Source organism: Sphingomonas sp. OV641, assembly GCF_900109205.1.
Lineage (GTDB): Bacteria > Pseudomonadota > Alphaproteobacteria > Sphingomonadales > Sphingomonadaceae > Sphingomonas.
Window position 1 is genome coordinate 35,493 of record NZ_FNZB01000005.1, and the last position, 25,952, is coordinate 61,444.

Genomic DNA, 25,952 nt, shown 5'->3' on the forward strand with positions numbered 1-25,952 from the left:
GCATGATGCGGCGCTCACGCGAACAGCGTCTTGTGGACACGGGTCTGCGGCAGCACCTCCCATGCGAGCGTCCGGACGCCCCGGATATGGTAGAGGCCGAAGCCGTCGACGGGCCGGAAGGCGATCCCGCGCCTGTGCTTCACCACGGTGAAGTCGGTGCCCTCGTGCCCGTTGGTGAAGTGGAGCGGCACCGCGAGGCGGATGCGCATGCCCTCGCTCAGCTTGCGTGCACGCAGGCGCAGGTTGGCGAGGCAGCGCCGGCGCCACTGGAGCGCGGATTCGCTGTCGCTGGAGGTCAGCAGGCGCAGGATCCGCTCGGGACAATCGTCCTCGCACGGCCCCATCGATTCCTCCATATCCTTGTACCCGAAATGTTCTCCGTCCTTGCTGCGCGCGTTCCAGCGCACGAGACAAACGATGGCGAACACCTCGCCGCCCGTGCCGTCACGCGTGACCTGCGCGGCGGCATAATAAGTGGTGAGGCCGACGATCGCGCTGTCGAGGATGCGCAGGCCGCTGGTGCCGCCTTCGGGCAGGTCGCGTTCGTACGTGAACTGGGCGTCGAGATAGGCTTTGGGCGTCTCGTGTCCGCCCATGGCGTAGCGGCTCATGAACAACCATCCCATGACGGCTCTCCTAAAATGAACGGGGTGAATGGGCGCAGTGTCAGGCCGCGAGCGCGACGGGCGGCGATGTTCCGCCCGCGGCGGGTGCCGAGAAGCCGCGCAAATAAGCGAACGCCTGCTCGGCCTTGGCCGCGGCGGTGAAGATCGCCGAGCTGTCGGCGCGCATGATGCCGATCCAGTGCGACACGTAGCTGGCATGGCTGTCGTGCAGCGAGGTCGGCAGCCCGAGATCGGCGCAGATCATCGAGGCGCAAAGCTCGGCGGTAAGCTCCTCCATCGCATAGGCGCGGTCGCCGAAGCGCTTGCCGAAGGTGCGCGCGAGCCGTGCCGGGGACCCGGACCAGTGCGCCGTCTCATGACCTCTCGTGGATGCGTAGGCATCGCCCGAGACGAAGCTGCCGGGCCGAGGCAACTGGATCCGGTCGGTGCCGGGGCAGTAATATGCCTCGTCGCCGCCATGGCGTACCCTGGCGGGGATCGCGGCGAAGAAGGCGTCGATCGCATCCTGCCGCTGCGACAGCAGTGCCGGCGTCGGGGGTATGTCGCGCGGGTAGTAATATGCCGGCAGGCCGTCGATTTCGTCTGCGTTGTAGACCAGGTACGAACGCAGGAAGCGAATGAAGCGGGCGCTGCTCTCACCGGTGAGCGTGGGCTGCCCGGGCTTGCGGAACGCCGAGGCGTAGATCGACATCGAAGGGATGGCTGTCGGGCGGACGCGCCCGCCGAGTTCGTTAGCCTGTCGCGCGGTCATCCAGTAGCGGCTGCGATAGCCGCGCATGTCGGCGATCGACCACAGCCACAGCGTGTTGATGCCGGCATAAGGCGTGCCCTCGTGGCGCAGCGGTCGCCCGCCCTCGCCGGTCAGCGACCAGCCTCTGGCCCATGGCAGTGTGCCGGCCTCGAGACGCGCAAGGATGGTGGCGGTGACCTCGCCCGCGATGTCGCGGACGGTCGGCATACGGGACGTCGAAGGGGACATGGGGACGATCCTCCCATGAATGTGGCGGGACGGAGGTTCCGGCTCGGGGCGAAATGACACCCCAAGGCGCGGACTGGACGGCAACGCCGGCGCCGGGCTGCCCCGGTCGCCGGCGTTCCGCCTTCATCCGCTACTCGGCCGCGACGAGATCGAGATCGTCGTCGTCAGCGTCCTCGTCATCGATCAGGTCACCGATATCGATGTCGTCTCCGGCGTCGTCGTCCATGTCGGGCTCGTCCGAGACGATCAGGTCGGTGAGGCCGTCTTCGTCGCCGTCGTCGCCGGCATCGTCGGCCTGGTCGAGGAAGCGCATCGCGCCCGGCACCCAGGCGAGCGCGGCGGCCTTCACCTCGGCTTCCACGATCGCCTCGCCGGCGAACAGCTTCTCGCAGCTCGCAGCGATCTCGCCCTTTTTCTGGCTGGCATGACGTCCCGACAGCGCCGGACCGCCGACCTCGTCGAGCAGCGACAGCAGCGCGCCCTTGGGCACCCGGTCGAAGAAGTTCTCCGCCGTCGGCCGCCACCATGTCGCCACATCGATCTCGAGAATGGTCGCGAGCCGGTTCTGGAGCGCGTTCTGCCGGCTCGTATAGCCGTCCTTGGCCTCGAACGACGCCGCCACGATCCAGGCGAGCCACGCGGTCTTCGCCTCGTCGCCAAGCGCGCGGAACGCCTCGAACCGTGCGATCGTCGCCGCCCCGCTGCTCGATGCGTCCCGGCCTTCGCACCACGACGCATCGAGCCCGTCATAGGCCTCGGCGAGGTAATCGCGCGCGCGGGTGGCCGGCACGTTCTTCGCCAGCATCGGGTCCTGCGGGTTCCCAGCGCGGATCGTGGTGCCGCTGTGCGACCCCATGTTCACCCGCCCGTCGATCATCGCGAACAGCATATAGTCGAGCGCCAGCGCCGGGTTGGCGAGGATCGAGGCGGCGAGCACGTCGCGGCGCTGCACCGCGAGCTGGTCGTAGAGCACCTGGCTGAGCGCCTTGCCGCCCGGAGCCTCGGCCTCGGGCGCGACCGGAGCGGATGCCCCGCCCCGGGCAGGGCTGGCCGGACCTTCCTCGATGTGGAAGGTCGCGGCCGGACGCCGCTCGCCATCGTCGCCGTCACTCCCGGCGTCGTCACCCTCGTCCGTGTCTGCCTCGACCGCGGTGACCCGGATCGGGGTTTCGCTGTAGTAGGTGGTGTCGAGCGCGGTGGTGCCGTCGCGGTTCAGCAGCAGGAACGTGCCGACCTTCTGTTTCAATTCGTCGGGCAGGATCTGGGGACGCTCATGGAGCGCTTGGCGCTCGTCCGACAGCGTCTCATGCTCTTCCTCGAGCGCGGCATAGGTGGCCTCGTCCTCGTCGCCCTCGATGCCCTGCATGCCCTCCTCGATCTCCTCGAGCCGGTCAGCGATGACGTCGAGCCGCTCGGCTTCCTCGAGCGTGAGCGGCAGCGTCGGCAGCTGGACGCGGTGCAGGTCGCGCGCGGCTTCCCAGGTGCTGGTGCCCGCGACCGGGCGGACCCAGGCCAGCCCCTGTTCCTCGCCGAGCCGCTGCGCCTCGGCCTCGAGCTTTGCGGCCGCCAGCGTCTGCGCGATGCCGGGATCGATCCAGCGGTCGCCGTCGTCGCTGAACAGGTCGCTCTCGACCTTGCCGCCCGCCGCGACATAGGCGTCCTCGCCGATGTACCTGGCGATCGGCTCGCTCGACTTCATCGTCTCGTTGGCGATGATCCGCCGGATCGAGTCAGCGCTCTGGTAGCTGGAGTGGCCGTAGGCCTGCCACACCATCAGCTGGCGTTCCTGGCTCGAGGTCGAGGCATAGGCCTTGGCGAGGTCGAGGCTGATGCGCCGCTCGGCCAGCGCGGTGAAGATCGGCTCGGCGAGATCGGCAAGGCGCAGCCGGCCTTCCACGAACCGGCGCGTGATGCCGAAGCGCTTCGCCACGCCGTCGATGTCCCCGCCGGTGCCGAGGAAATGCTGGAACGCGCGGCATTCGTCGGCCGGGTTCATCGCCAGCTTCTGGAAGTTCTCGGCGAGCGACGTTTCCGACAGCGCCGCATCGGTTCCCGAGAGCACCAGCACCGGCACGTCGTACACAGCCGCATCCACCTCGCCGCGCTGTGCCAGCAGTTCGAGCGCGCGGAAGCGCCGGCTGCCCGCGATCACGGCGAAGGTGCCGCGCGGCTTCTTCGCCGGCGTCACGATCAGGTTCTGGATCAGCCCGCGCGCCGCGATATCCGCCGCCAGCTGCTCGATGAAATCCTCGCCCGCCTGGCGGACGTTAATCGGCGACAGCACCAGCTTCGCCAGCTTCACGCTCTGAATGGTCATGAGAGAGGGTCCTTATCTGTGGCCCGCCCAATCGACGGACACCAGACCCCTTCCCTCTCCCCTTCAGGACAATGGATGGTCCCATGGGTTCACGATCGTCACGCCGGTGCCGGCGAAATCCTTGCCGTTGCGGGTGGCGACGATCAGATCATGCTCGAGCGCCGTCGCCGCGATCCAGGCATCGCGCTCGGGACGCGGGTCGGGGACGTGGAGCGGTCCGCATCGGCGGGCGATGGACAGGTCGAGCGGCAGGAGGGCGTCGGAGAACACCGGCTCGACATGCTCGCGCAGCCAGCGGCGCAGCAGTGCGGCCTGGGGAGCGTCATGTCGTTCGAGCTTCGCGATGCCGAGCTCGATCTCCATGATTGTCATCACCGACAGATAGAGGTCCTCCTTCGTCACGCTGCGCACCCATGCGGCGACCGCACGGTCGATGCGGCCGCTCTCATACTTGCGCATCTCCGACAGGACATTGGTATCGAGGAGGTACATCAGTCGAACACCGCCGCGCGCGGGAACGAAGCGGGCCGGGAAAGATCGAGGTCGATGTCACCGATGCCGGGCAGGGCAAGTGCGCTCAGGATATCGTTCGGTTGCCCGGTAAGCCGACGATATTCGGAATAGTTCATGACCGCCAGCGTCGGTTCACCGCGTTCGGTGATGATGACAGGCCCGTCGATCGCAGCCCGCTTGATCCGGCCCGGCTCGCGGTTGAAGTCGCGGCTCGAGAATGTGGTCGCCATGTCGGCCTCCTTATGTCGTTACGTATCTACATAGGCTGCCGCTGTCCGGTTGCGAAGTCCTGCCGTCCATCTCACGCCGCCTTGAGGATCTTCGCCAGCACGGCTTCGGCGTCGTTGGCGGGGACGAAGACGCGGGTCTTGTAGGAGATGATCTCGGTGAAGCAGCCGAGCGACTTCAGCCACGGCAGCTGCGCGGAAGGCGCATCGACGATCTCGACGCGGGGTTTGCCGTTCACCAGCGAGCGCCGGAGCGTCATCGCGAACGGCCGCGTCACCTCGACGCTGCGCCCCGACAGGACCGAGCGTGCGATGGCATCGACCGGCAGTTCTTCGGGGCTCGCCAGCCCCAGCTTGCCGTAAAGCTGGACGATATGCTGTTCGAACACGAGCCGGCCGAGCCAGCTGTTGCCCTGCTCATCGACGATGCGGTTGACCGCCATATGGTCGGAAGGAAGCGCCGACCAGATCGGCAGCAGCAAGCCCGTAGCGAGACGGACCGTCTCGATCTCGGGCGTCACCAGCGCCTCGGCGACCTCGGCTTCCCAGAGCGTGGTGAAGGTGTCGCGGCCGATCTCCTCCCAGGCGGTCTCACCGAGGTCCGCCTCGTGCAGATACTCGCGCCGGCAGGGCCGTTGCAGTTCGAGCCGCGCGATCGGCAGCCCGTCGTCGTCCATCCAGGCGCGCGCCTTGCTCATCAGTGCGACGCGGCCCGATTTGGCGTTGCGCACGAAGCGCGCGCTGTCGTCCCAACGGGCGAAGTCGAGAACGCGGTCCAGCGTGATCGGCGTCTTGCGGCGCTCGGTCTCGATGGTGAGCAGGTGCGAGGTCGCGCCGCTGACCGGATCGGTGCGCAGCACGATATCCTCGACGAGCGTCGCGCGCTCGCACTGGATCGTCTCGACGCCGACATCGAGCGTGCCTGCTTCGCGCGCGGCCGCGACGCGGGTTTCGACCAGCGTCAGAAACTCGTCGAAGATCACGTTCTGCAATGCGATCGGCAGCGCCAGCAGGCGGTTGAGCCATCGCTGGATCGGCGGCAGTTCGTCCTTCAGCACCCCGTCCTGGTCATGGAGTTCGAGGCCCGTACGCGTCGTGAAGTCATCGCACGAGATGCTGGTGAGCTTGCCCCGGTTCAGGAGGTGGAACCAGGTGACCAAGGCATCCTTCGCATAGTCGCTTTCGAGATTGTCGGCCGGGTCGAACAGGTTCTGTCCGCCGGTCTGGCGCTGGCCGCGGGTGAGCGCGCCGAGGCTGTCGAGCCGGCGCGCGATGGTCGAGGTGAAGCGCAGCTCGCCCTTGCAGTCGGTGGTGACCGGGCGGAACAGCGGCGAGGACGCCTGATGGGTGCGGTGCGTGCGCCCCAGCCCCTGGATCGCGCGATCGGCGCGCCAGCCCGGCTCCAGCAGGAAGTGGACGCGCTGTTCCCGGTTCACCGCGTCGAGGCTCGCGTGATAGGATCGCCCGGTGCCGCCCGCATCGGAGAATATGAGGATGCGCTTGGCACCGTTCATGAAGGCGGCGCTGTCGGCCTGACCCGAGCGCGCGGTCCGCGTCTCGACCTTCTGGCGGCCGTCGATGGTGGTCACGAGACGGCGGGTGCGTCCGGTCACCTCGGCAACGGCATCGGTGCCGAAGTGGCGGATCACCGCGTCGAGCCCGGATTCGATCGGGGGCAGCGAGCACAGCCGCTCGATCAGCGCATCGCGCGCGGCTTGCGCCTCCGGGTTATGGACCGGGTTGCCGTGGTCGTCGCGCATCGGCCGCGCGCGGACGTTGCCGCTGTCGTCGCTATAATTCTCCTGCTGCTGCGTCGGGAAGGCTCGGCTGAGATAATCCACGACATATTCGACCGGGCTGAGCGAGATATCGAGATCGGCGCGCTCGTCGGGCGAGAGCGTGGACAGCCGGCGCTCGAGGATCGCCTCGGCGGTGGTAACCAGTTGCAGCACGACCGACTGGCCGGCTTTCAGATGCTCCTCGATCGCGGCGATGACCGTCGGCAGCTTCATCGCGAGCAGCACCTGGCCGAAGAAGCGCTGCTTGGTCGATTCGATCCGGCTGCGCGCCGATGCCTTGGCCCCGCTATTCAGCGTCGCGCCGTCCAGATCGTCGACGACGCCGGTGAGCGCGAGTGCTGCTTCCATGTTCTGGTGGATGACCTGCCAGCCTTCGCAATATTGGTCGTAGACCTCGATCTGGGCCGGACTGAGCGTGTGGCGCAGCACGTCATACTCGACGCCCGCGAAACTCAATGCCCGCGCGATATAGAGGCCGAGCGCCTTCAGGTCGCGCGCGACCAGTTCCATCGCGGCGATGCCGCCCTGGCGAATCTGGCTGATGAACTGGGTACGATCGGCGAAGCTGGTCTCGGGTCCCCACAGGCCCAGGCGCACCGCATAGGCGAGGTTGTTGACGTCCGAGGCACCGGTGGCCGAGGCGTAGAGGACGCGGGCGAGCGGCAGATGGTTCTGGAGGAGGACGCCGCAGATGCCCTGCTGCGAGCCTTCGGTCTTGCCGAGCGCGCCTTCGCCGCCCGCGACCCCGCCCATCTCGTGCGCCTCGTCGAAGGCGATCACGCCGTCGAAGTCGGGGCCGGCCCAGTCGAGGATCTGCTGGAGCCGGGTGCTGTCGCCGCGGGCGGAGCGCAGCGTCGGATAGCTTACGAACAGGACGCCCTCGGCCATGGCGATGGGCTGGTCGATCTTCCAGTTGGACAGGGGCTGGACGTCGCCGGACAGTCCGCCGAGCGCGGTCCAGTCGCGCCGCGCGTCCTCGAGCAGCGGCTCGTTCTTGCTGACCCAGATATGGCGGCGCCGTCCGGCCAGCCACTGGTCGAGCACGCAGGCGGCGACCTGGCGACCCTTGCCCGCCCCCGTGCCGTCGCCGAGGAAGAAGCCTTGCCGGTACTGGCGGCCCTCCTCGGGATCGATCACGAGGCCAACGCCCTGCGTGTCGGGCCGGAAACGCCCGGGCAGCATCCGGGTCCAGGCATGGCCGGCATAGACGACGGTTTCGAGTTGCGAAGCGGAGAGCAGCCGTTCGCTCACCGTGCGCTCGGGCAGATGCGGGATATAAGCGGGCACCGGCATCGGGATCGAACCCATCGCGACCGATTCCACCAGCGCGGTCGGGTGCTCACCCGCCGCGTCGAAAGCGATTCGACTCGGGCGATAGGGCAGATAGACCCCGGCCTGGTCGCCGAGCGGTGCGGGGGCGTCGAGCGGGGTATAGCCGACCGGCAGCACGTCGTTGCGCGCCGGCGCATGGACCGGCCGCGGCGGGGCCGAACGGGTGACGCGCGCCGTACCGAACATCGATATGCCCGGCACCGTCGCACGCGGAACGGCGCGCGCCGGGTCGGCAAGGGCCAGGCGTTCGGGGATGGCGAGCGCGGGCATCAGTTCGGCGACCGAGGCGCGCTGGATCGTGGACGGGGGCAGGTCGCCCAGAGCCTTGTCGATGACGTAGAGCCGCACCGCGATATCTGTGCCGTGCTTTCGGTAGCAATGTTCGAGCCGGAGCGAGGTACGCACGGTAACGCCCGACAGGACGGTGTCGAACGCCTTCCTCATCCGTGCCGAGGGCGCGAACCAGTCGGGCATGACGGTGACCACGCGCCCGCCCTTGCGGACCCGGCGCAGCGCCGCCTGGAGATGCCGCACCGCCGCCAAGTCGTCGACGCCGCGCCCGACACTGCGCGAGAAAGGCGGGTTCATGACGATGACCGAGGGCTGGGGCAGGTCGGCATGGCGGCTGACCAGCGCCGCGCCGTCATGGCCGGTGATGGTGGCGGCGGGAAAGATGTCGGCGAGCCGGGCGCGGCGTTGCGGATCGATCTCGTTGAGCTGCAGCGCCGCATGGGGCGGAAGCTGGGCGGCGAGCATGCCGTTGCCGGCGCTGGGTTCGAGCACGATGTCCTCCGGCCCGATTGCCGCCAGCAGGACCGCGATCGCCGCAATGTCGGCGGGGGTCGAGAATTGCTGGAGGTCGATCTGCTCCTCGCTGCGCACGGTCTGGGTCGGCAGGCGCTCCATCAGCGCCGAGGCGCGGGCGACGTCGGCAAGACCCGTCATCGACCACGCCGCGGACGCGAGATGGAGTGCTACGCCATGTTCGAGAACCTCGAAGCTGTCGCGCTGGGTCCAGTGGCCGTCGGCATCGCTCCCGCCGTAAGCGGCGGTCATCGCGGCGTTGAGGTGGCGACGCGTGACCGGCGCGTCGCCGGCAACGAGCGGCAGCAACGCATGCGCGGCGACGTGCGCGGGGACGACGGCAGGCCGCGTGGCAAGATCGAGGAGGTCGGTCATCGGGTTACTCCGTCAGGGGCGCTGCCCTCCCGGCAGCTCACCCCTCCCCCGCTCTCTCCTTCTCCCGGGCTTCCAGAACCTCGGCCCAATCCTTGAAACCTGGGGGCGGATACGCGACGCGCACGATCCTGGTCGCCGACACGTAGCGCCGGATCGCCTTGCGAACCGCGAGCCGTCCGGGCGCGTCATTGTCGCCCGCCAGGGTCAGGTCGGTCACGCTGTCGGGCACGTCGACCAGGTCGAGCCTCCGGCTGCCGAGCGACGTCCAGCATGGCATGTCCCCGTGCAGGATCGAATAGGCACGCGCGCTCTCGAAACCCTCGGCAAGCGCGATGCGGGAGCCATGCCCGCCACCTTGCCATGCGCCCGAGCCGAGCTGCCCCAGCGTGGCCTTGTGGGTGTAGGCGGCGGTAGCCGGATCGAGCGCGATGCGCTGCACCCCGACCAGTGTCGTACCCTCCCGAACCGCGACCAGCAGCGCAGGGTTGAAGACCGTCAGCGGCTTGCGACCGAACGGACAGCGCGGGTGGAAGCGAAGGTCGCCCGCGACCGGCAGAAGGAAGCGGCCGGCCAGATAGCGTTCGGCGAGCGTGCCGGTGACCGGGCGGGCCTCGTTCCAGAGCCGTGTGACGTTACCGGTACGCGTCGCTGGCCCGCGCGCGGGTTCAGGCGCGCGGTAGCGGCGGGTCAGGACCACGCGGTCGAGTTCGCGCAGCACATCGGGCGCGCTGCATCCGGCGAAGCAGGTCACGAGGATGCCCTTGTCACCCTGCCGCAGCGACAGGCTGGGCGTGGTGTCGGCATGCGCCGGGCAGCGGCACATGGCGATGTTGCCATGCCATGTGCCGCCGAGCGCCCCGACCAGATCGACCAGACGCTGTTCCGGTCGATGCGCGGTGATGCTCATGGTCAGATGTCCTGGTTTCGTTTGCGAATGCTGATCTTCACGATCGAATAGTATGCGGGCTCTGTCTCGAAGTAGCGGGAAATCATCACATCCGGGTCGAGTGAACGAGGCCCGAGAGTGTCGAGCCATCCGAGCCGCACGCGTGCGGCAAGTTCGTCCATGGCAAGTCTTTCCGATTTGTGGATGGTCACGCTTTCGCGACTACTCAGGTCGCGGAAATACAAAGCGTACATGGCTGGTATCCGATCGAAGGCTGCGACCGTCGTCACTGGCGGCCTTGCCGCGGGATCATTCCTGCGACTGCCTTCCCCCGCCCCCTTCGCTCCAGAACCTCCGGGCATTTACGGGATACTCATGTTTTTCCATGATGTAGGTTGTTGGAACCGCTGGTCGGATTGGCCGGTTCTCAAGCCGTTGTTGTGTGAGGAGTGCTGCTGCCCATGGCCCATCTCACTCCCGTCGAGATCGCCAACTGGATCGCGATCTATCTGGCCCCTGTGCATTATTCGGACACGGATTCACGGTAGCGGGTTCGCGAGCAGCGGCATGAAGCCATCAGCATCGAGTTTCAGGTTTTCCGCCCAAACATAGTCTCCGGTCAGGTTGATGTGATCCCACCCCAAGGGTGAGAGCCGGGCCAACATGGTCGGATCGACCGGGGTCCCCCGACGCCGAAATTCGTCAACGGCGCGGCCGAGATAGCGGCAGTTGAACAGGATGATTGCGGCGGACGTAAGATTGAGCGCCGCCGCCCGGATTTGTTGGTTTTCGAGGCCTCGATCCCGGAAACGCCCGAGGCGGTGGAAGGCGATGGCTCGCGCCAGGCTATTGCGCGCCTCCCCCTTGTTCAGTTCGGCTGTCACTATCCGGCGCAGTTCCGGTTCCTCAAACCAACGCAATGTGAACAGCGTCCGCTCGATCCTCCCGATCTCGCGTAAGGCCGCGGCAAGGCTGTTCTGCTGGCGGTAGGCGGATAGCTTTTTCAGGATCAGAGACGGGGTCACGGTACGATCACGCATTGCGCCGATGACCTGCGCAATCTCAGGCCAATGGCCGGCGATGATATCTCGGTTGAGCTTTCGGCCAAAAAGCGGAGCCAACTTGCCATAACTGCCGGCGGGCTCGAAAGCGTAAAGGCGTCGATCCGACAGACGGGGAATACGGGGCTCAAAATCGAGGCCGAGCAGATGCATCACCGCGAACACGATGTCGGAGACGCCGCCGCCGTCTGTGTGCAAAGCTGTAAGATTGGCGTTGCTGTCGTGCCCGAGGATACCATCGAGGGCATGGATAGCCTCGCCCGCCGTGCCGGCGATGACGGTTTGGTGGAGAGGGGCGTATCGGTCGGTAATCGTCGTGTAGATCTTCACTACCGGGTCGCGGCCGTAATGCGCGTTGACCGCTCCCCCGGCCTCGCCGGCACCACCGAGATAAAAGGCCTGCCCATCGGCAGAAGCACGGTGTCCCGCCCCGAACCAGGCTGAGATCGGTTCAGCATGGATGGCATCGGTGAGACAGGCAAGGGCGGCTCGGAAGGTTTCCTCGCGCATGTGCCACGTCTGCATGCGCAGTAGCGCCCGCCTTGATGCTGCGCCGCAGACTTCTGCCATTCGCGACATACCCAGGTTGGTCGCCTCGGCGATCAGCGTGGCAAGAAAGGCCCGTTCGTCGCCTGGCGGTAACCCGGAAGAAAGATGGCCGAAGTGCTGTGTGAACCCCGTCCAGCGCTCGACCTGTGAGAGAACATCAGTAATCCGTGTGGCAGGGGTCGGTTCCGGCTGAGGGCGAAATGACACCCTAAGCGAAACGGCAAGAAGGGGTGGGGAGCGGACATCGCGCCCCCGCCTTGCGTCATCCTGAACTTGTTTCAGGATCCATCGGGCGATTGGTGCCGGAGCGTGGTGGCTCGTGCCGCCATCTCGGTTGGCCGATCATAAACTGGGCTTTCGGATTGATGGACCCTGAAACAAGTTCAGGGTGACGGCTGATTTGGGGTGGGGCGCGGTCATCCGTCATCCCGGCGCATGCCGGGACCGTGGGCAAGTCTTGAGGCGATAGCTATCGCCAGGGCGCCCGGACGTGAGGCTGCTTCTAAAGACAGCCCACGGTCCCGGCATGCGCCGGGATGACGACCATTGGGAACGTCTGCAACGGGGCGGATGCTGCCCTTCACCATTCCGCCGGATGGATGTCGATCAAATGGATCAAATGTCAGTGAGATCCTCAGGGTACATCCCACCGCGCTGGCAGAAGAGAGCCCATGTTTCCTTCCCCTGTGCGGTTACGATCATGCGAACCGGTAAATCGACTGCGAGCGCGATAAGGCCGAGGCGGACAAGCGGGCCAATGCTCCTATCGCTGATCACCCTGTCAGGGGTGTACCCTCCTGCCACGAGTGTCCATCCGGGCGTTCCGCGTTCGGTAATAGCCGGAGCGAGATGGCCGTCACGTGGGAGATCGGTATCGCGGCCCAGGGTGTATAGGCAGATACTCCAGAAGGCATCTCGCGGTCGTGGTGGGATCAACGCCCATTCCAGCGGGCCGGCATCATCCTGTTCGGGCGCTTGAACGGCTGCGGCCGGGTCGTCCCGGACTCCATCGCGGTACGCGCGCTCTAGCGCCTGCGCGATGGCGCCAGCAGTGTCGACGGCGATCCCGTACTTCCGATTGTAGCGATCCTTGGCGACAATGCCTCGGGCGATTTCGCGAAACCGCGCCTTGCGCCGGGGATCGGGACGCAGCCGTCCAGACGCCCCGGTCATGTCGTCACCGTGACATCAGGGCTCACGTTACCCCGTGCGCGAGCCACGATCCCGGCGACCGTGTTCTTGCTGAGTCCCAGGTCGCGAGCGATCCAGCGATAGCTCCGCCCCTCGGCGATATGCGCCAACACTTTGGGCGCGAGGCGGTCCGACTTGGGTCGCTCCCCCAGTTGCCGGCCGAGTTTGCGGCCACGTGCCCGCGCTGCAGCAAGGCCAGAGCGGACCCGCTCGCTCAGCATGTCGCGCTCAAACTGGGCTATACCTGCGAGCATCGTCGCCATCATCCGCCCATGCGGCGTATCGACCTCGAACGTCATGCCGCTCATCGCGACCACCGACACGCGCCAGCCCGACAGCCGGTTGAGTGTATCGAGCAGGTCCTGGGTCGAACGCCCCCAGCGACTGAGTTCGGTAACGAGGATCGCATCGATATGGCGTGCCTGCGCCAGCTTCATCACCTCAGCCCGTGACCGGCCCCCACCGAGTGGTCCGCGTGGACTGTTAGTGCATTGACGCCTCCATCGCCAGTGTTGGCCGTAGGTGGAGCGAAGCGGAACCGGAGGGCGACACTGGCGATGGAACGGCCTCTGGCGCCGGTGGCCGATACCCGAGCGAGCTGTGCGGCCGGACTGTGTTGTAATGTCGCCGCCAAGCCTCGATCAGGATCCGGGCCTCGGCGAGCGAGTAGAAGATCTCGCCATTGAGCAATTCATCGCGCAGCGACCCGTTGAAGCTCTCGCAGTATCCATTCTCCCATGGCGATCCGGGGGCGATGTAGAGCGTCTTCACGCCGACCTTCGCCAGCCATTCCTGCACCGCCGTCGCGATAAATTCCGGGCCATAGCACATTGGGAAGCGCCGGTTCGGGAGCCGCTATGGCCCTGATGAAGACAAGGCCGCGTAGCGGCCGCAGGGTTCATCAGGGCAAGCCATGGCCGGCCAGCGGGTGTCTAAAGTGAAGTTGTCGAGACAACACTTTGGAGGCCGACCGACCATGACCAAGCTCACCCCTACGCCTGCTGGCGCCGTGCTGGTAGCCATCGACATGTCCAAGAACCGGCAGGAAGTCCTGATCGAGCGACCGGAAGGCGGCCGGCGCCGGCGGCTGTCCGTCATGGCAACCAAGAAGGACTATGACGACTTCGCCGAACAGCTCGCTGCCATCGGCCGTCCCATCGTCGTCGGGTTCGAGGCCACGGGTAATTACCATCGCACGCTGGCGCACAGACTGCTGACCGCGGGGTTCGAGCTGCGCCTCATCTCGTCGGTCGCGCTCGCCCGCACGCGCGAGGCGCTGCACAACGGCTGGGACAAAAACGATTCCAAGGACGCCCAGGTCATCCTGCACATGCTGCGGATCGGGGCGACGCAGCGTTATGTCGATCCGCTGGCGGCCGGGATCAACGACCTGCAGGAACTGTCGAAGACCCACGAAACGATCTCCAAGGCCAAGACGCAAACCTGGCATCGGATCCTCACCCACTATTTGCCGCTCTACTTCCCTGAGATCGCCCGCTTCGCCGGCAACAGCAGATCCGACTGGTTTTTTGCGCTCATCGAGCGGTTCCCCACTCCTGCCAGCATCACCGCGCTCGACGCCGAGACATTCTCGGCCGTGGCCTGGCCTCTCATCGGCCGCAAGGTTTCCAAAGCGCGTCTTATCAATGACATATACGAAACGGCCTGCGCTTCGGTGGCTCTGCCAGTCCCGGAGGATTCGGCAGCAATCACCATGTTCCGTATGGTCATTGCGCAGGGGCGCAGTCTCATCCAGCAGCGTGACGAGATAGAGCGGCTTGCCCATGCCAGGCTGGCCGAGCATGTCGATTACCAGCTGCTGCGCAAGATTCCCGGCATCGGCCCGATCAACGCGCTGACCATCCTGGCGGAAGCCGGTGATCTGCGCCGGTTCAATCATCATCGCCAATTTCTGAAGTTTTGCGGCCTCGATCTCGCAACCTGCCAGTCGGGCACGTTCCGTGGCCGGACAAAGCTGTCCAAGTACGGCAACGCACGATTGCGCCGGACTTTCTGGATGGCTGCTCAAGTTGCCGCGCGTCAGCGCGACAATAGCTTCCGCGATAAGCTCGGACGATATGTCGCCGGGCACGCGGACGATGCCGACCGTCGCCGCAAGGCGATGACGGCGCTCACCGCCAAGATGGCGCGCGTGGCTCACGCCGTCATCAAGACGGGGACAGAGTACCGGCCGTTCCTCGAACGGTCGGATGCCAGGTGGAAGGACCCCTCTCTGATGTGCCGTGAGGGCGCGAGAGCGACCCTGTAGATAATGTTCGGGCCTTCCACCTGGGTGCGTATCTCGTCTTAAGGATGGTGAGGACCACGGCCGCCTCGGCGCCGCTGGATCCTGTGTTTGCTATGGCAGGGAGCGATCCCGTTGACGGTGGGAGCCATCTGGCTCAGAATGCATGCCGCGCCGATGGTTGTCGGCGCATGGATATCTGCTGGCTGAAACCCGCCGCTGCTTCCCAACATAGGACGTTGTCGGACCGGATATGCGCGGGCGGACCGCGCGTGACGAACAGTTCGGCCAGCGCCGCCAGCACATCGTCGCTCTTCAGCTTACGCGCCACGGGCAACGCCATGCACTCCCGGCTCGCCTCGTCGATGATCGACAGGATGCGGTATTTGCGACCATCGTGGGTGCGACCCTCGACGAAGTCATAGGACCAGACGTGCCCGGGATATTCCGGCCGAAGCCGGATGCACGATCCGTCGTTCAACCAGAGCCGCCCGCGCTTCGGCTGCCTTTGCGGCACCTTGAGCCCCTCGCGTCGCCAGATGCGCTCGACCCGTTTGCGGTTCACATGCCACCCTGCATTGCGCAGCAACGCCGTCACTCGGCGATAGCCATAACGACCATATTGCCGCGCCAGCGCAATGATATCCGCGGTGAGAGCTGCTTCGTCATCGGCCCCGCGAGGCACCTTGCGCTGTGTCGATCGATGTTGCCCGAGCACGCGGCAGACCCGTCGCTCGGACACCGGCATCATCATTCTGATGTGATCGATACAGCGCCTTCGGCGCGCGGGGCTCAGAAGTTTCCCCGGGCGGCCTCCTGCAATATCAGCTTGTCTAGCGTCACGTCCGAGATCGCACGGCGAAGCCGCACATTCTCCTTCTCCAGATCCTTCATCCGACGTGCCTGATCGGTCTTCAGGCCGCCATATTCCTTACGCCACCGATAATAGGTTTGCTCGCTGACCGCGATCCGCCGACACGCCTCCGCGGTCGTCGCGCCCTGCGCCAGCACAACCTCCGCTTCACGCAGCTTGCCGATAATCTCTTCCGGGCGATGCTTTTTGCTCGGCATTCCTTGTCTCCTTCGTAATCCAAAATATCATCAATTTTGGACCACTCAGAAGGGGGCAGATCACCGCACTCGGCTATGCCACCGTCACGCGCGACAATCGCGGCCAGCATCAGGCACGGCGACAGCAGGAACTGTTGAACGACGAACTCAGCCACCGGCTGAAGAACGTGATGGCCGTCGTCCAGTCGGTCGCGTCGCAGACGCTGCGGCAGGCAACCGACCTGCGTTCGGCGAACGAGGCGCTCGACGCGCGGCTGACCGCGCTGTCGCAGGCGACCGACGTCCTGACCGCCAAGTCGTGGATGGAAGCCGACCTGCACGAGGTGATCGAACGGACGCTTGCGCCACATGGCGTCGGCGACCGGCTCGACCTTCACGGTCCCGCCATTATCCTCAAGCCGCAGGTGACGATGGCGTTCGCGCTGGCGTTGCATGAACTGGCGACCAACGCCTGCAAATATGGCGCGCTGTCGGCCGAGCATGGTCGGGTGGTGCTGACCTGGGAGGTGTCGGACGGCTCCGGCGCCGACGAACCCCGTTTCGCCATGGAATGGCGTGAGAAGGACGGCCCGCCGGTGGAGCGTCCCAGCCGCCACGGCTTCGGTTCGCGTATGATCGAACGCTCGCTTCGCGCCTATTTCCAGGGTGACGCGCAGCTCGATTTTCAGCCGACCGGTTTGGTGTTCACGCTGAACGCCCCCTTGGCGGAGGCCGGCCGGGTCCGGGATTGACGGTTCCGGAGGCGACCGCGCGCTATTCTACCCGGAACGTTCCGGCGATTTCGGTTCCTTCACCCGCATCGACCCACAGATCGAACATACCCGGTTCTACCTGCCAACGACCATCGTTTGCTACCAGCGCCAGCCCATCGGCCGCGATGCGAAGCTCGACCTGCGCCTCGCTCCCTGCTGCCAGCGTCACCCGCTGGAACGCCTTCATCTGCCGCACCGGTCGCGTCCGGCTCGCCACGCGGTCGTGCACGTCCAGCCGAACGAGCGCGGATCCGGTCCGGGCACCGACGTTGCGCACCCTCACCGACACCGACAGCGGTGCCCCGGCGGCGACCGTGGCCGGTACCCGGAGGTCCGACAGGGTGAAGCGAGTATAGCTCATGCCCGATCCGAACGGGTATAGCGCCCGGTCGGGGGCATCGCGCCAATGGCTACGCCCGGCCGCTTTCGGGTCGGCATCCGGCGCCGGTCGCCCGGTACTGCGCCGGTCATAGGACCAGGGCTGCTGTCCGGTAGCGAGCGGGAAGCTGACCGGCAGTCGCCCGGTCGGCTCGACCGCGCCGAACAGCATGTCGGCGACGGCTGGACCGGTCTGTTCGCCGAGGAACCAGGTGGCGAGCAGGGCCGGAGCGTCGCGTACCGCGCCAGTCAGTGCCAACGCACGGCCGTGGCGCAGCAGCACGACGACGGGCGTGCCGGTCGCCGCAACCGCGTCTGCCAGCGCCTGCTGCGCGACGGGCACGGTAATCTCGACCCGGCTATTGCCTTCGCCCGACATGTCGGCACCTTCGCCGATCGCCAGCAGGACGATATCGGCGGCACGCGCGGCGGCGACCGCCCGCTCGATCCCGCCTGGTAGCGGCTCGGAAATTCCGCTCCCTGCCTCGACGATCAGCGATGCCGGATCGGTCAGCGCCGCGCGCAGCCCGGTCGCCAGATCGATACCCTCGGCCGGATCGCCCGCGAACGACCATGGTCCGTTCAGGTTCGCGCGGTCCGCGCCGAACGGGCCGATCAGCGCGAGCCGCTTGCCCCGCCGGGACAACGGCAACAGGTCGCCATCGTTGCGCAACAGGACGATCGATCGCGTCGCGACCGTGCGCGCCATATCCCGGATCGCCCGGCTGCCCCGCTCCCGCCGCTCCGCGTGGCGATCGAGCGACCGGAACGGATCGTCGAACAGCCCCAATCGCTCCTTCAGCGTCAGCACGCGCCGCACCGCCTGATCCACCGCTGCGATCGGCACCCGCCCGTCTTCGACCAGCGCCGGCAGGTGACGCTGGTACAGCCCGCTCTGCATCGACATGTCGATCCCGGCAAGGATGGCGAGCCGGGCGGCATCGGCTTCGTCGGCGGCGATGCCGTGGGCGATCAGCTCGCGGTCGGCATCGTAATCAGACACGCACACCCCGTCGAACCCCAGTTCGGCTCGCAGCAGGTCGGTCAGCAGCGGCCGGTTCGCGCTGACCGGCACGCCGTTGAAATCGGTGAACGACGCCATCGTCGCACCCGCGCCGGCGGTGAAGGCGGCGGCGAACGGCGGTACGAACGTCTCGCGCAGCTCGGCCGTGCTCATGTCGACTGCCGCATATTCCATGCCGCCCCGCACCGCGCCATAGCCGACGAAATGCTTGGGGGTTGCCAGCAGCGCGTCGGGCTTCGTCAGGTCCGGCCCCTGAAATCCCTCGACCCGCGCCGCCGCGAGCAGACAGTTGAGCAGTACATCCTCGCCCGCCCCCTCTGCCACCCGGCCCCAACGCTGATCGCGCGCGACGTCGACCATCGGCGCAAAGGTCCAGTGGATACCGCTGGCGGTCGTCTCCTGCGCCACGGCCCGCGCGGCGCGCCGCGAAAGGTCGGGATCGAACGCCGCCGCTTCTGCCAGCGGGATCGGAAAGATCGTCCGGCATCCGTGCAGGACATCGGCGGCAAAGAGCAGCGGGATGCGCAGCCGGCTTTCCAGCGCCGCCGCCTGCGCTCGCCGCGCCCCGGCCACGCCATAGCCGTTGAAGAGCATCCCGATCTGCCCGGCCCTGATGTCGGCCAGCATCGCATTTGCCCCGCGCGGCGAAACCACCGGATTGAACACCGCGCCCACCGGGCGAATTTCGTCGTTGAAACAGCTGAGCTGCCCGGCCTTTTCCGCCAGTGTCATGCGCGCGATCAGCGCCTCGACCCGTGGCGACGCCACGCGGGTCGCGCCACCGATCAGGATGCCTCCGGCCGCCAGCAGCGATGTCTTCAACATTTTCCGTCGGTTAAGTTCGGCGCTTCGACACCATTGTTGCGCAATCGCCACAGCAGAACTTTCTCATCGTGTCGACGGCATACCATGATTGCCGGCATGTGCCGCCCCGTCTAGATGTAACCGGTCCCAGAAATGACGGGACCAACGAATTTCGAGGGTGGGAGAGGATGATGTCGAGTTTCAACCGCAATGTGGCGCGTGCCGCGTTGCTGGCCAGCGCCGCGTTGCTGCCGACCGTCGCATGGGCACAGACCCAGCCGGCCGATCCCGCCGCGCCGGCGACTACCGACGCGGCCACGGCCGATGACCAGCAGGACGTGATCGTCGTCACCGGCACCACGTCGCGCGACCGTCCGCTCATCACCGCATCGGCCGACATCACGCTCGCCGACCGCGCCGACATCGATCGTCGCGCGCCGCGCTCGACCGCCGACATGCTCGAACTGGTGCCCGGCATCTTCGTCGAAGCGACCGCGGGCCAGGTGTCGAACAACTATTCGGTCCGCGGCCTTCAGGGCGGCGGCCAGCGCTTCGTGCAGTTGCAGGAGGACGGCATGCCGATCCTGTACGGCGGCGGCGGGGCCGACTTCTTCTTCGACCAGGACCTGACCATCGATCGCCTCGAAGCGGTCAAGGGCGGTTCGTCGGGCGTGCTGACGGTCAATGGCGCCGGCGCGACGATCAACTTCATTTCGAAGCGCCCGAACTTCAACGAAGCCGAAGGCGCAGCGCGAGTCAGCGCCTATAATTACGGGATGAAGCGCGGCGAATTCTATTATTCGCAGCCGCTGAGCGAACGGCTCGCCTTCAATGTCGGCGGCTATATCCAGTCGAGCCCCGGCGTGCGCGAGAACCCGTTCGACTATGCCGGCTGGCGGTTGAAGGGGATGCTCGAATATCGCTTCGACGATGGCGGTTATGCCCGGCTGTCGGCAAAGGGCGGCGATGTCGAGAACGCCTATTATGCGACGATGCCGTACCGCCTCGACGGTGGCAAGGTGCGCGGTATTCCGGGTCTCGACACGCAGGACGGCAATGTCGGCGGCGATTCCTTCGCCAACATTGCGGTGCCGGTATCGACCTTCGCCCATCCCAGTGGCTTCCGCGAATTCCGCTATCGCGACGGGATCAAGGCCAAGACCGCGCAGGTCCGCTTCGACATCGAAAAGCCGGTGGGCGAGACGGTCGATCTGTTCGCCCATGTCCGCTACCTGAAATATTCCTACGACTTCAACGGCCTCTTCCCCGGATCGGGTACGGGCAATGCCGGCCTGACCAGTGCGCAGAATTATCTGACGCCCGGTGCCACCTCGCCGATCAACGACCTCCTGACACTCGGCCGTGCCGCCTATCCGGCCGCGACGCGCTTCGGCATCAAAAATCTGCGCACCGGCGTCGTGCTCGGTTCGAACCAGACGGCCCAGCTTGCCGCACTGGCGGGCAACGGCTTCCTCCAGCGCACGACGCTGAACCACGACTATATCGACGGCCGCGACTTCGGCGCGAACGTCGGCGGTCGCTGGGAATATGAGAACGACCGGTTCAAGAACTCGCTGACCGCCGGCGTCATGTATTACAACGTGATCCGGAAACAGGATCAGTCGGCGACCGCCAGCATGGTCAACGACGTTCGCACCAACAGCGACGTGTACGACATCGTCGCGCTGGACGGTAACAACCAGGTCATCGGGACGCTGTCGGACAACGGCCTCGTCTCCTATGGCGACTGGGGTGCCGGCATCCGCGAGCGCCGGGACTCGGCCGTCTCGCTGTACGTCAACGACGAGGTCGCATTCGGCGACCTGCGCGTCGATGGCGGCGTGCGGTGGGAAAGCGATGACGCGACTGCGCTCGACGGCAACCAGTTGGCGGTGAACCAGGCGGTGCAGCCCGGCGTCGGCGGCGTGATCCGCAATGTCGGCTCCAGCTTCGACGGCACCTTCGCGACGCGGCAGCGCACGCAGCGCAAGGCGTCGTGGACCGTCGGCGCGAACTATCTCATCACGCCGAACTTCTCGGTCTATGCCCGCTATGCCAACGGGTTCCAGACCAACAATGTCGACCCGATCACCACGATCGAACTGTACGAAGCCGGCGTCCGCTATCAATATGGCCGCCTCTTCTCCGGCTCGGCGACCGTGTTCCGCACCAATTTCGACAATCAGAACTATAACTTCGCGAACCCCGCCAACCCCTCGCAGCAGCAGAACCTGAACGCCGACCTGCGCACCAAGGGCGTCGAGATCGACTTCGTGGTGCGTCCGACCAACTGGTTCTCGGTCGACTTCCAGGGCGTGTTCCAGGACCCGCAACTGCTCAACCTGCAGCTCGACGGTGTCGATCAGGGCGCTGCGTTCGAGGGCAACCGGCCGGAGCGTACCCCCGCCCAGTTGTTCACCATCCTGCCGACGCTCACGCTGCCCAACGGGGTGGGCGACATCTATGCCCGGTACAAGTTCGTCGGCAAGATTTTCGCCGACAACGGCAACGGCATTGCCCTGCCCAGCTATGGCGTCACCGGGATCGGCGTGAACCTGAACCTCAGCAAGCGGGTGCAACTGAACCTGAACGCGGACAATGTGTTCGACGTCGTGGGCCTGACCGAAGGCAATCCACGTCAGGGACAGACGCAGGCGATCACCGACGGCTATTTCTACGCGCGCGGTATCGTCGGGCCGACCTATGGCGGGACGCTGACGTTCCGGTTCTGAACGAAGGGGGTGTCGCGGCGTATTGCGGCACCCCGCCCTTGCGGAAGAGGTGGTGGATGAAGACCGTGGCGCGGTGGATGCTGGCAGGTGCGATGCTGGCCGGAACGGGACTGGCAGTAGCCCAACGGCCCGCAAAGGCGCCCGAACTCGCCTATCAGCTCACCGAAGGCCAAAATCTCAACGCCTTCGTCCGCGAAGGGCCGGTGGCGGCGCATCTGCTCCTGCGCAATGGCACCGATCCGCGCATCCTCGTCGCGTTTCCGGCGGGCAACAGCGGCGTCGGGCTGTGGTTCGACGCGGTACCGCGCGGCGCAACATGGCGGATTGAGCAGGCGCCCCGTCCGACCAGCGCACCGGGCGTCGCCGGACCGCAGCCGGCGGTCGTCACCGTCGCCAGTATCGATGCGCCACAGCTGCGGATCAAGCAGGCGGTCCTCTCGTCGATTCGCTTCCTGCGCGACTACCAATCGGTCGGTCGTTTCCCGAAAGAGGTCGCGGTCGATCCGGTCGTCAGCGGCAACACCATCCGCTGGAGCCGCCCACGCCTCGACGGCAAGCCCGGCTATCTGTTGCAGGTCCGTTTGTTGTCGGGCAGCATCCGGAACGGCGCGATGGTCGCCGATGCCGGCCGGCCGTTGCGGATGGAGATCACGGCGTCGAGCGGCGAGACGCCGCTGACCGGCCTTGCCGAAAACGAACTTCTGAACGCACGCGCCGCCAAAGACCCGGGCGCGCGCAATGCCCTGCGCTTCCTGAGCTATCGCGAGAAATTCCTCGCGGGATCGTGGCGGTTCCAGACCTATTTCGGGCGGGACACCCTGATGTCGGTCCGGCTACTGATGCCGGTGCTGCAACCGCAGGCGATCGAAGCCGGCCTCGGATCGGTTCTGGCAAGGCTTGATGCCCGTGGCGACGTGGCGCACGAGGAGGGTATCGGGGAGTTCGCCGTCGTCGACCGTCGCCAGCATGGCGGCAGCGGCGATGCGGCAGTCCTCGACTACGCAATGGTCGACGACGACTATATGCTGGCTCCCGTCGCGGCGGCGTACCTGCTCGACCATGGTACCCCCGTCAGCGCCCGCGCCTTTCTGGACCGGCCGTTGGTGAGCGAAGGTGTACCCGGCACGACCGCGCCGGCGGGCAAGGCACTGGTGCGCAACCTGCGCTTCGTCATCGACACCGCGCGTCCCTTTGCCGACGATCCCGGCTATGCGCGACTGGTCGCAATCGGCAAGGGCCGGCTGACCGGACAATGGCGCGACAGCGAGGAAGGGCTCGGTCGTGGGCGCTATGCCTATGACGTCAATGCGGTGTTCGTGCCGGCGGCGCTGGAGGCGGCGGCGCGGTTGATGCGCGCCGGGTTGCTTGACCGCTATCTGACGGCCGATGACCGCGCGGCGCTGGCCCGTGCGGAGGCAATGGCCACCGTCTGGCGGACGCGTGCACCGGCACTGTTCCGCGTGTCGACACCGGCCGCGCAGGCAAGGCCCCGGATCGAAGGCTATGCGCGCAGTCTCGGCATTCCGGCTGCCCCTGCACTCGCATCGCTCGGCACCGCGCCGCTGACGTTCCACGCGATCGCCCTCGACGATGGCGGGCGGCCGATCCCGATCGTCAATTCCGACGAGGGTTTCGCGCTGATGTTCGCCGAACCGTCGCCGGCTGACCTCGAAACCTATGTCACCGCCGCGATGCGGCCGTTCCCCGCCGGGTTGATGACCGATATCGGGATGCTGGTGGCGAACGCGGCGCAGACCGACGCGGCGGTGCAGGCGCGCTTCACTCCTGGAGCCTATCACGGGGCAGTGGTGTGGTCGTGGCAACAGGCACTGTTCGCGGCCGGCCTCGAACGCCAGCTTGCCCGCCGCGACCTGCCGCCTGCCACCCGCGCGGTACTGACGCGGGCGCAAGCGACGTTGTGGCGCGCGATCAATGCGACACGCGCAACGCAGAGTTCGGAACTATGGTCCTGGGCCTATCGTAGCGGTCGCTATCAGGTGGTCGCCTTCGGTGCGGGGAAGCAGGACGTCGACGAATCCAACGCGGCGCAGCTGTGGAGTACCGTCTATCTGGCGGTCCGGCCGCCCCGCACGATCAACCCAGCGACAGGAAGGCGGTAACCGTCAGCCTGCCCGTCAGGGGATTGGCGCTGAGCGACGCGGCAGGCGGTATCCGGCCGCTGTGCAGCAGCGCGCTGCGATAGACGACCGCCCGGTTCGGCCGCGCATCGACGGCCGAAATCTGTTCGAACAACGGCGTTGATCCGTCGACATAGGCAGTCGGCGGCGGCGCGTTGCCAACCTCGGCGGAAATCGCATTCAGATAGATCGGTGCGCGCGTGGCATCGATCGTCTCGAACCCGGTCGCCCGGTGGCGATAGAATGCCGTGCCGCCATCGTCCTCGCCGCCCAGATAATGGACCAGTGCGATCCGGTCCCCCTCAACCGCGTCGAAATGCGGCATTCGCTGCTGTACCGTCAGGGCATCGGGTGGCGTGGTCACGATCGAAAAGCTGGCGTCGAGCAGCGCGACGGCCCCGCGATGACCGAACACCCCCGCCAGCACTCGTGAAAAGACCGACCTAACGTCTTTAAAATAGGTTGTCGGCAATGCAGTACGGACGCCTGGATATTGCCGCTGCGCCGGTTCGAACCGCGCCGCCGCGGCAAAGGCTCGGAGACCCGCGGGGTCAGGATGGAAGTGATCGACGATCGCGATCGGCTGCCGCTCCTGCCCGATCCGCCGACCGACGATATCGGGGGCCGTCATGCCGCGGCGAGGATTGCCGCCAGCGCGGCATCGTGCATCGGCAAGGTCGGCGCGGCGCGGGCGACGACCTCCGCGATCTGCCGCACCTGTGCCCGGTTGGTAGCGCCATCGATCGCATCGGCCAGCGGGTTGTAGCCGCCCGCCACGATCCCCTGCCCGTTCAGCACCGCCAGCCAGCTCGCCTCGCGAAACAGTTCGTCGGATTCGAGGATGATCCGGCCGGACCGGCGATATTGCTCCTCGCGCGCGCGCAGGCTGTCGGGCAACGGCATCGTCCGGCAATGACGCCACAGCGGATCGTCGCGTCCGCTGGTGGCATGATAGTGCAGGATCAGGAAATCCTTGATCCCGTCCATGTCGCGCGCGAACACCGCGTTGAACCGGTCGGACAGCGCGGGATCGAAATCACGATTAGGGAACAAGGTCAGCAGCTTGGCGATGCCGCTCTGGATCAGGTGGATGCTGGTCGATTCCAGCGGTTCGAGAAACCCCGATGACAGCCCGATGGCCACGACATTGCCCCGCCACGGCCGACGCCGCGTGCCCGCGGTGAAGCGCAGGAAACGGGGTTCCGCCAGCGGCTCGCCGTCGAGGCTGCCGAGCAGCGTCGCCGCCGCCGCATCGTCCGAGAGATAGGCGCTGGCATAGACATAGCCGTTGCCGGTACGGTGCTGCAGCGGAATACGCCATTGCCATCCGGCCGCGCGCGCGGTCGATCGGGTATAGGGCGTCGTCGGCGCGACGCGGGCGCACGGCACCGCGACTGCGCGGTCGCAGGGCAGCCAGTGCGACCAGTCCTCATACCCCTCGCCCATTTCCCCGGCGATCAGCAGCGCGCGGAAGCCGGAGCAGTCGATGAACAGCTCGCCCTCGATCCGCTCGCCGCGTTCGGTGGTCAGCGCGGTCACGAAGCCGGTTGCGGCGTCGCGCTCGACATGGTGCAGGGTGCCCTCGATCCGGGTCACGCCGGCCCCCTCACTCAGCCGCCGAAGATAGGCCGCGTACAGCCCGGCATCGAAGTGATAGGCATAGCCGAGCGTCGACAGGATCGACCGCGCATCACCGGCCGGCTTCGCGAACCGCCCTTGGGCCGCCAGCGCAGCGGCGAGCGACAGGGCGGACAGCGGCACGTCGAGGCCCTCGGCCTGCGCCTTCAGCCAGCGATGGTGGAACGCGACGCCGGGCAGTGCCGCGCCGAACTGCCCGAACGGGTGGAAATAACGATGCCCCGGTGCCGTCCAGTCGACGAATTCGATGCCGAGCTTGAAGGTTGCCTGCGTCACCCGCAGGAAAGCCGCCTCGTCAATCCCGACCAGTTCGTTGAACCAGTGGATGGTCGGGATCGTCGCCTCGCCGACCCCCACCGTGCCGATCGCATCGGATTCCAGCAGCGTGATCGCGACGCCAGGGCCGAGGCTGCGCGACAATGCCGCCGCGGTCATCCACCCGGCGGTACCACCCCCGAGGATGACGACGCGACGAACTCGATCCGGTGCTTCCATGCCCTGTCGTACCCGC

General features: G+C 66.5%; 14 protein-coding genes and 5 pseudogenes. 4 read left to right on the forward strand and 15 right to left on the reverse strand.

Going from position 1 to position 25,952, the window contains the following annotated elements; all coding sequences use genetic code 11:
• Nucleotides 1–14: 14 nt before the first annotated feature.
• The 11 genes and pseudogenes from BMX36_RS17505 to BMX36_RS17560 all read right to left on the reverse strand — a co-directional run.
• A complete protein-coding gene (locus BMX36_RS17505) occupies nucleotides 15–626 on the reverse strand; it encodes a DUF6927 domain-containing protein (RefSeq protein WP_093067692.1) in 612 nt (203 codons plus the stop codon).
• A gap of 40 nt (nucleotides 627–666) precedes the next feature.
• A complete protein-coding gene (locus tag BMX36_RS17510; RefSeq protein WP_093067695.1) occupies nucleotides 667–1,605 on the reverse strand; it encodes an ArdC family protein in 939 nt (312 codons plus the stop codon).
• A 130-nt stretch (nucleotides 1,606–1,735) separates the two neighbouring features.
• Entirely contained in the window at nucleotides 1,736–3,922 is a 2,187-nt protein-coding gene (locus BMX36_RS17515; RefSeq protein ID WP_093067697.1) for a ParB/RepB/Spo0J family partition protein, read from the reverse strand.
• Nucleotides 3,923–3,985: 63 nt separating this feature from the next.
• A complete protein-coding gene (locus tag BMX36_RS17520) occupies nucleotides 3,986–4,414 on the reverse strand; it encodes a type II toxin-antitoxin system VapC family toxin (protein ID WP_093067701.1) in 429 nt (142 codons plus the stop codon).
• Entirely contained in the window at nucleotides 4,414–4,665 is a 252-nt protein-coding gene (locus tag BMX36_RS17525) for a type II toxin-antitoxin system Phd/YefM family antitoxin (protein WP_093067704.1), read from the reverse strand. Before BMX36_RS17525 ends, BMX36_RS17520 begins: the two co-directional genes overlap by 1 nt.
• A 71-nt stretch (nucleotides 4,666–4,736) precedes the next feature.
• A complete protein-coding gene (locus BMX36_RS17530; RefSeq protein WP_093067707.1) occupies nucleotides 4,737–8,972 on the reverse strand; it encodes a strawberry notch family protein in 4,236 nt (1,411 codons plus the stop codon).
• Nucleotides 8,973–9,009: 37 nt separating this feature from the next.
• Nucleotides 9,010–9,879, reverse strand: a complete 870-nt coding sequence (locus BMX36_RS17535; RefSeq protein ID WP_093067710.1) for a DUF7146 domain-containing protein — start codon at nucleotides 9,877–9,879, stop codon at nucleotides 9,010–9,012.
• A gap of 2 nt (nucleotides 9,880–9,881) precedes the next feature.
• Nucleotides 9,882–10,112, reverse strand: a complete 231-nt coding sequence (locus BMX36_RS17540) for a hypothetical protein (RefSeq protein WP_093067712.1) — start codon at nucleotides 10,110–10,112, stop codon at nucleotides 9,882–9,884.
• Nucleotides 10,113–10,397: 285 nt separating this feature from the next.
• Nucleotides 10,398–11,645, reverse strand: a pseudogene (locus tag BMX36_RS17545) (Tn3 family transposase); the annotation flags it as partial.
• Nucleotides 11,646–12,637: 992 nt separating this feature from the next.
• Nucleotides 12,638–13,111, reverse strand: a pseudogene (locus BMX36_RS17555) (recombinase family protein); the annotation flags it as partial.
• Nucleotides 13,112–13,142: 31 nt separating this feature from the next.
• A pseudogene (locus tag BMX36_RS17560) lies at nucleotides 13,143–13,481 on the reverse strand (integrase core domain-containing protein); the annotation flags it as partial.
• Nucleotides 13,482–13,635: 154 nt separating this feature from the next.
• Between BMX36_RS17560 and BMX36_RS17565 the strand changes: the two are divergent.
• A pseudogene (locus tag BMX36_RS17565) lies at nucleotides 13,636–14,896 on the forward strand (IS110 family transposase).
• A gap of 246 nt (nucleotides 14,897–15,142) precedes the next feature.
• On the opposite strand, the pseudogene BMX36_RS17570 reads toward BMX36_RS17565, so the two are convergent.
• Nucleotides 15,143–15,975: pseudogene (locus BMX36_RS17570) on the reverse strand (IS3 family transposase); the annotation flags it as partial.
• Between the two features lie 134 nt (nucleotides 15,976–16,109).
• Here BMX36_RS17570 and BMX36_RS17575 point away from each other — a divergent pair.
• Nucleotides 16,110–16,706, forward strand: a complete 597-nt coding sequence (locus BMX36_RS17575) for a sensor histidine kinase (RefSeq protein ID WP_093067717.1) — start codon at nucleotides 16,110–16,112, stop codon at nucleotides 16,704–16,706.
• Between the two features lie 22 nt (nucleotides 16,707–16,728).
• On the opposite strand, the gene BMX36_RS17580 is transcribed toward BMX36_RS17575, so the two are convergent.
• Nucleotides 16,729–18,954 (reverse strand): glycoside hydrolase family 3 N-terminal domain-containing protein, encoded by a 2,226-nt coding sequence (locus BMX36_RS17580; protein WP_093067719.1) that lies wholly within the window; start codon nucleotides 18,952–18,954, stop codon nucleotides 16,729–16,731.
• Nucleotides 18,955–19,124: 170 nt separating this feature from the next.
• Between BMX36_RS17580 and BMX36_RS17585 the strand changes: the two genes are divergently transcribed.
• Together BMX36_RS17585 and BMX36_RS17590 are read left to right on the forward strand one after the other, a co-directional pair.
• The gene (locus tag BMX36_RS17585) at nucleotides 19,125–21,665 is read left to right on the forward strand and encodes a TonB-dependent receptor domain-containing protein (RefSeq protein ID WP_218142208.1); all 2,541 of its coding nucleotides are present in this window, start codon (nucleotides 19,125–19,127) and stop codon (nucleotides 21,663–21,665) included.
• A 56-nt stretch (nucleotides 21,666–21,721) separates the two neighbouring features.
• Nucleotides 21,722–23,785, forward strand: a complete 2,064-nt coding sequence (locus BMX36_RS17590) for a hypothetical protein (protein WP_093067724.1) — start codon at nucleotides 21,722–21,724, stop codon at nucleotides 23,783–23,785.
• Here the strand turns inward: BMX36_RS17590 and BMX36_RS17595 are convergent.
• Nucleotides 23,760–24,434 carry a DUF6445 family protein gene (locus tag BMX36_RS17595; RefSeq protein WP_093067727.1) on the reverse strand — a complete coding sequence of 225 codons (675 nt, stop codon included), beginning with the start codon at nucleotides 24,432–24,434 and terminating at the stop codon, nucleotides 23,760–23,762. The two genes, BMX36_RS17590 and BMX36_RS17595, sit on opposite strands and share 26 nt — an antisense overlap.
• Nucleotides 24,431–25,936, reverse strand: coding sequence for a tryptophan halogenase family protein (locus BMX36_RS17600; RefSeq protein ID WP_093067730.1), 1,506 nt, complete (start codon nucleotides 25,934–25,936; stop codon nucleotides 24,431–24,433). Before BMX36_RS17600 ends, BMX36_RS17595 begins: the two co-directional genes overlap by 4 nt.
• Between the last annotated feature and the right edge of the window lie 16 nt (nucleotides 25,937–25,952).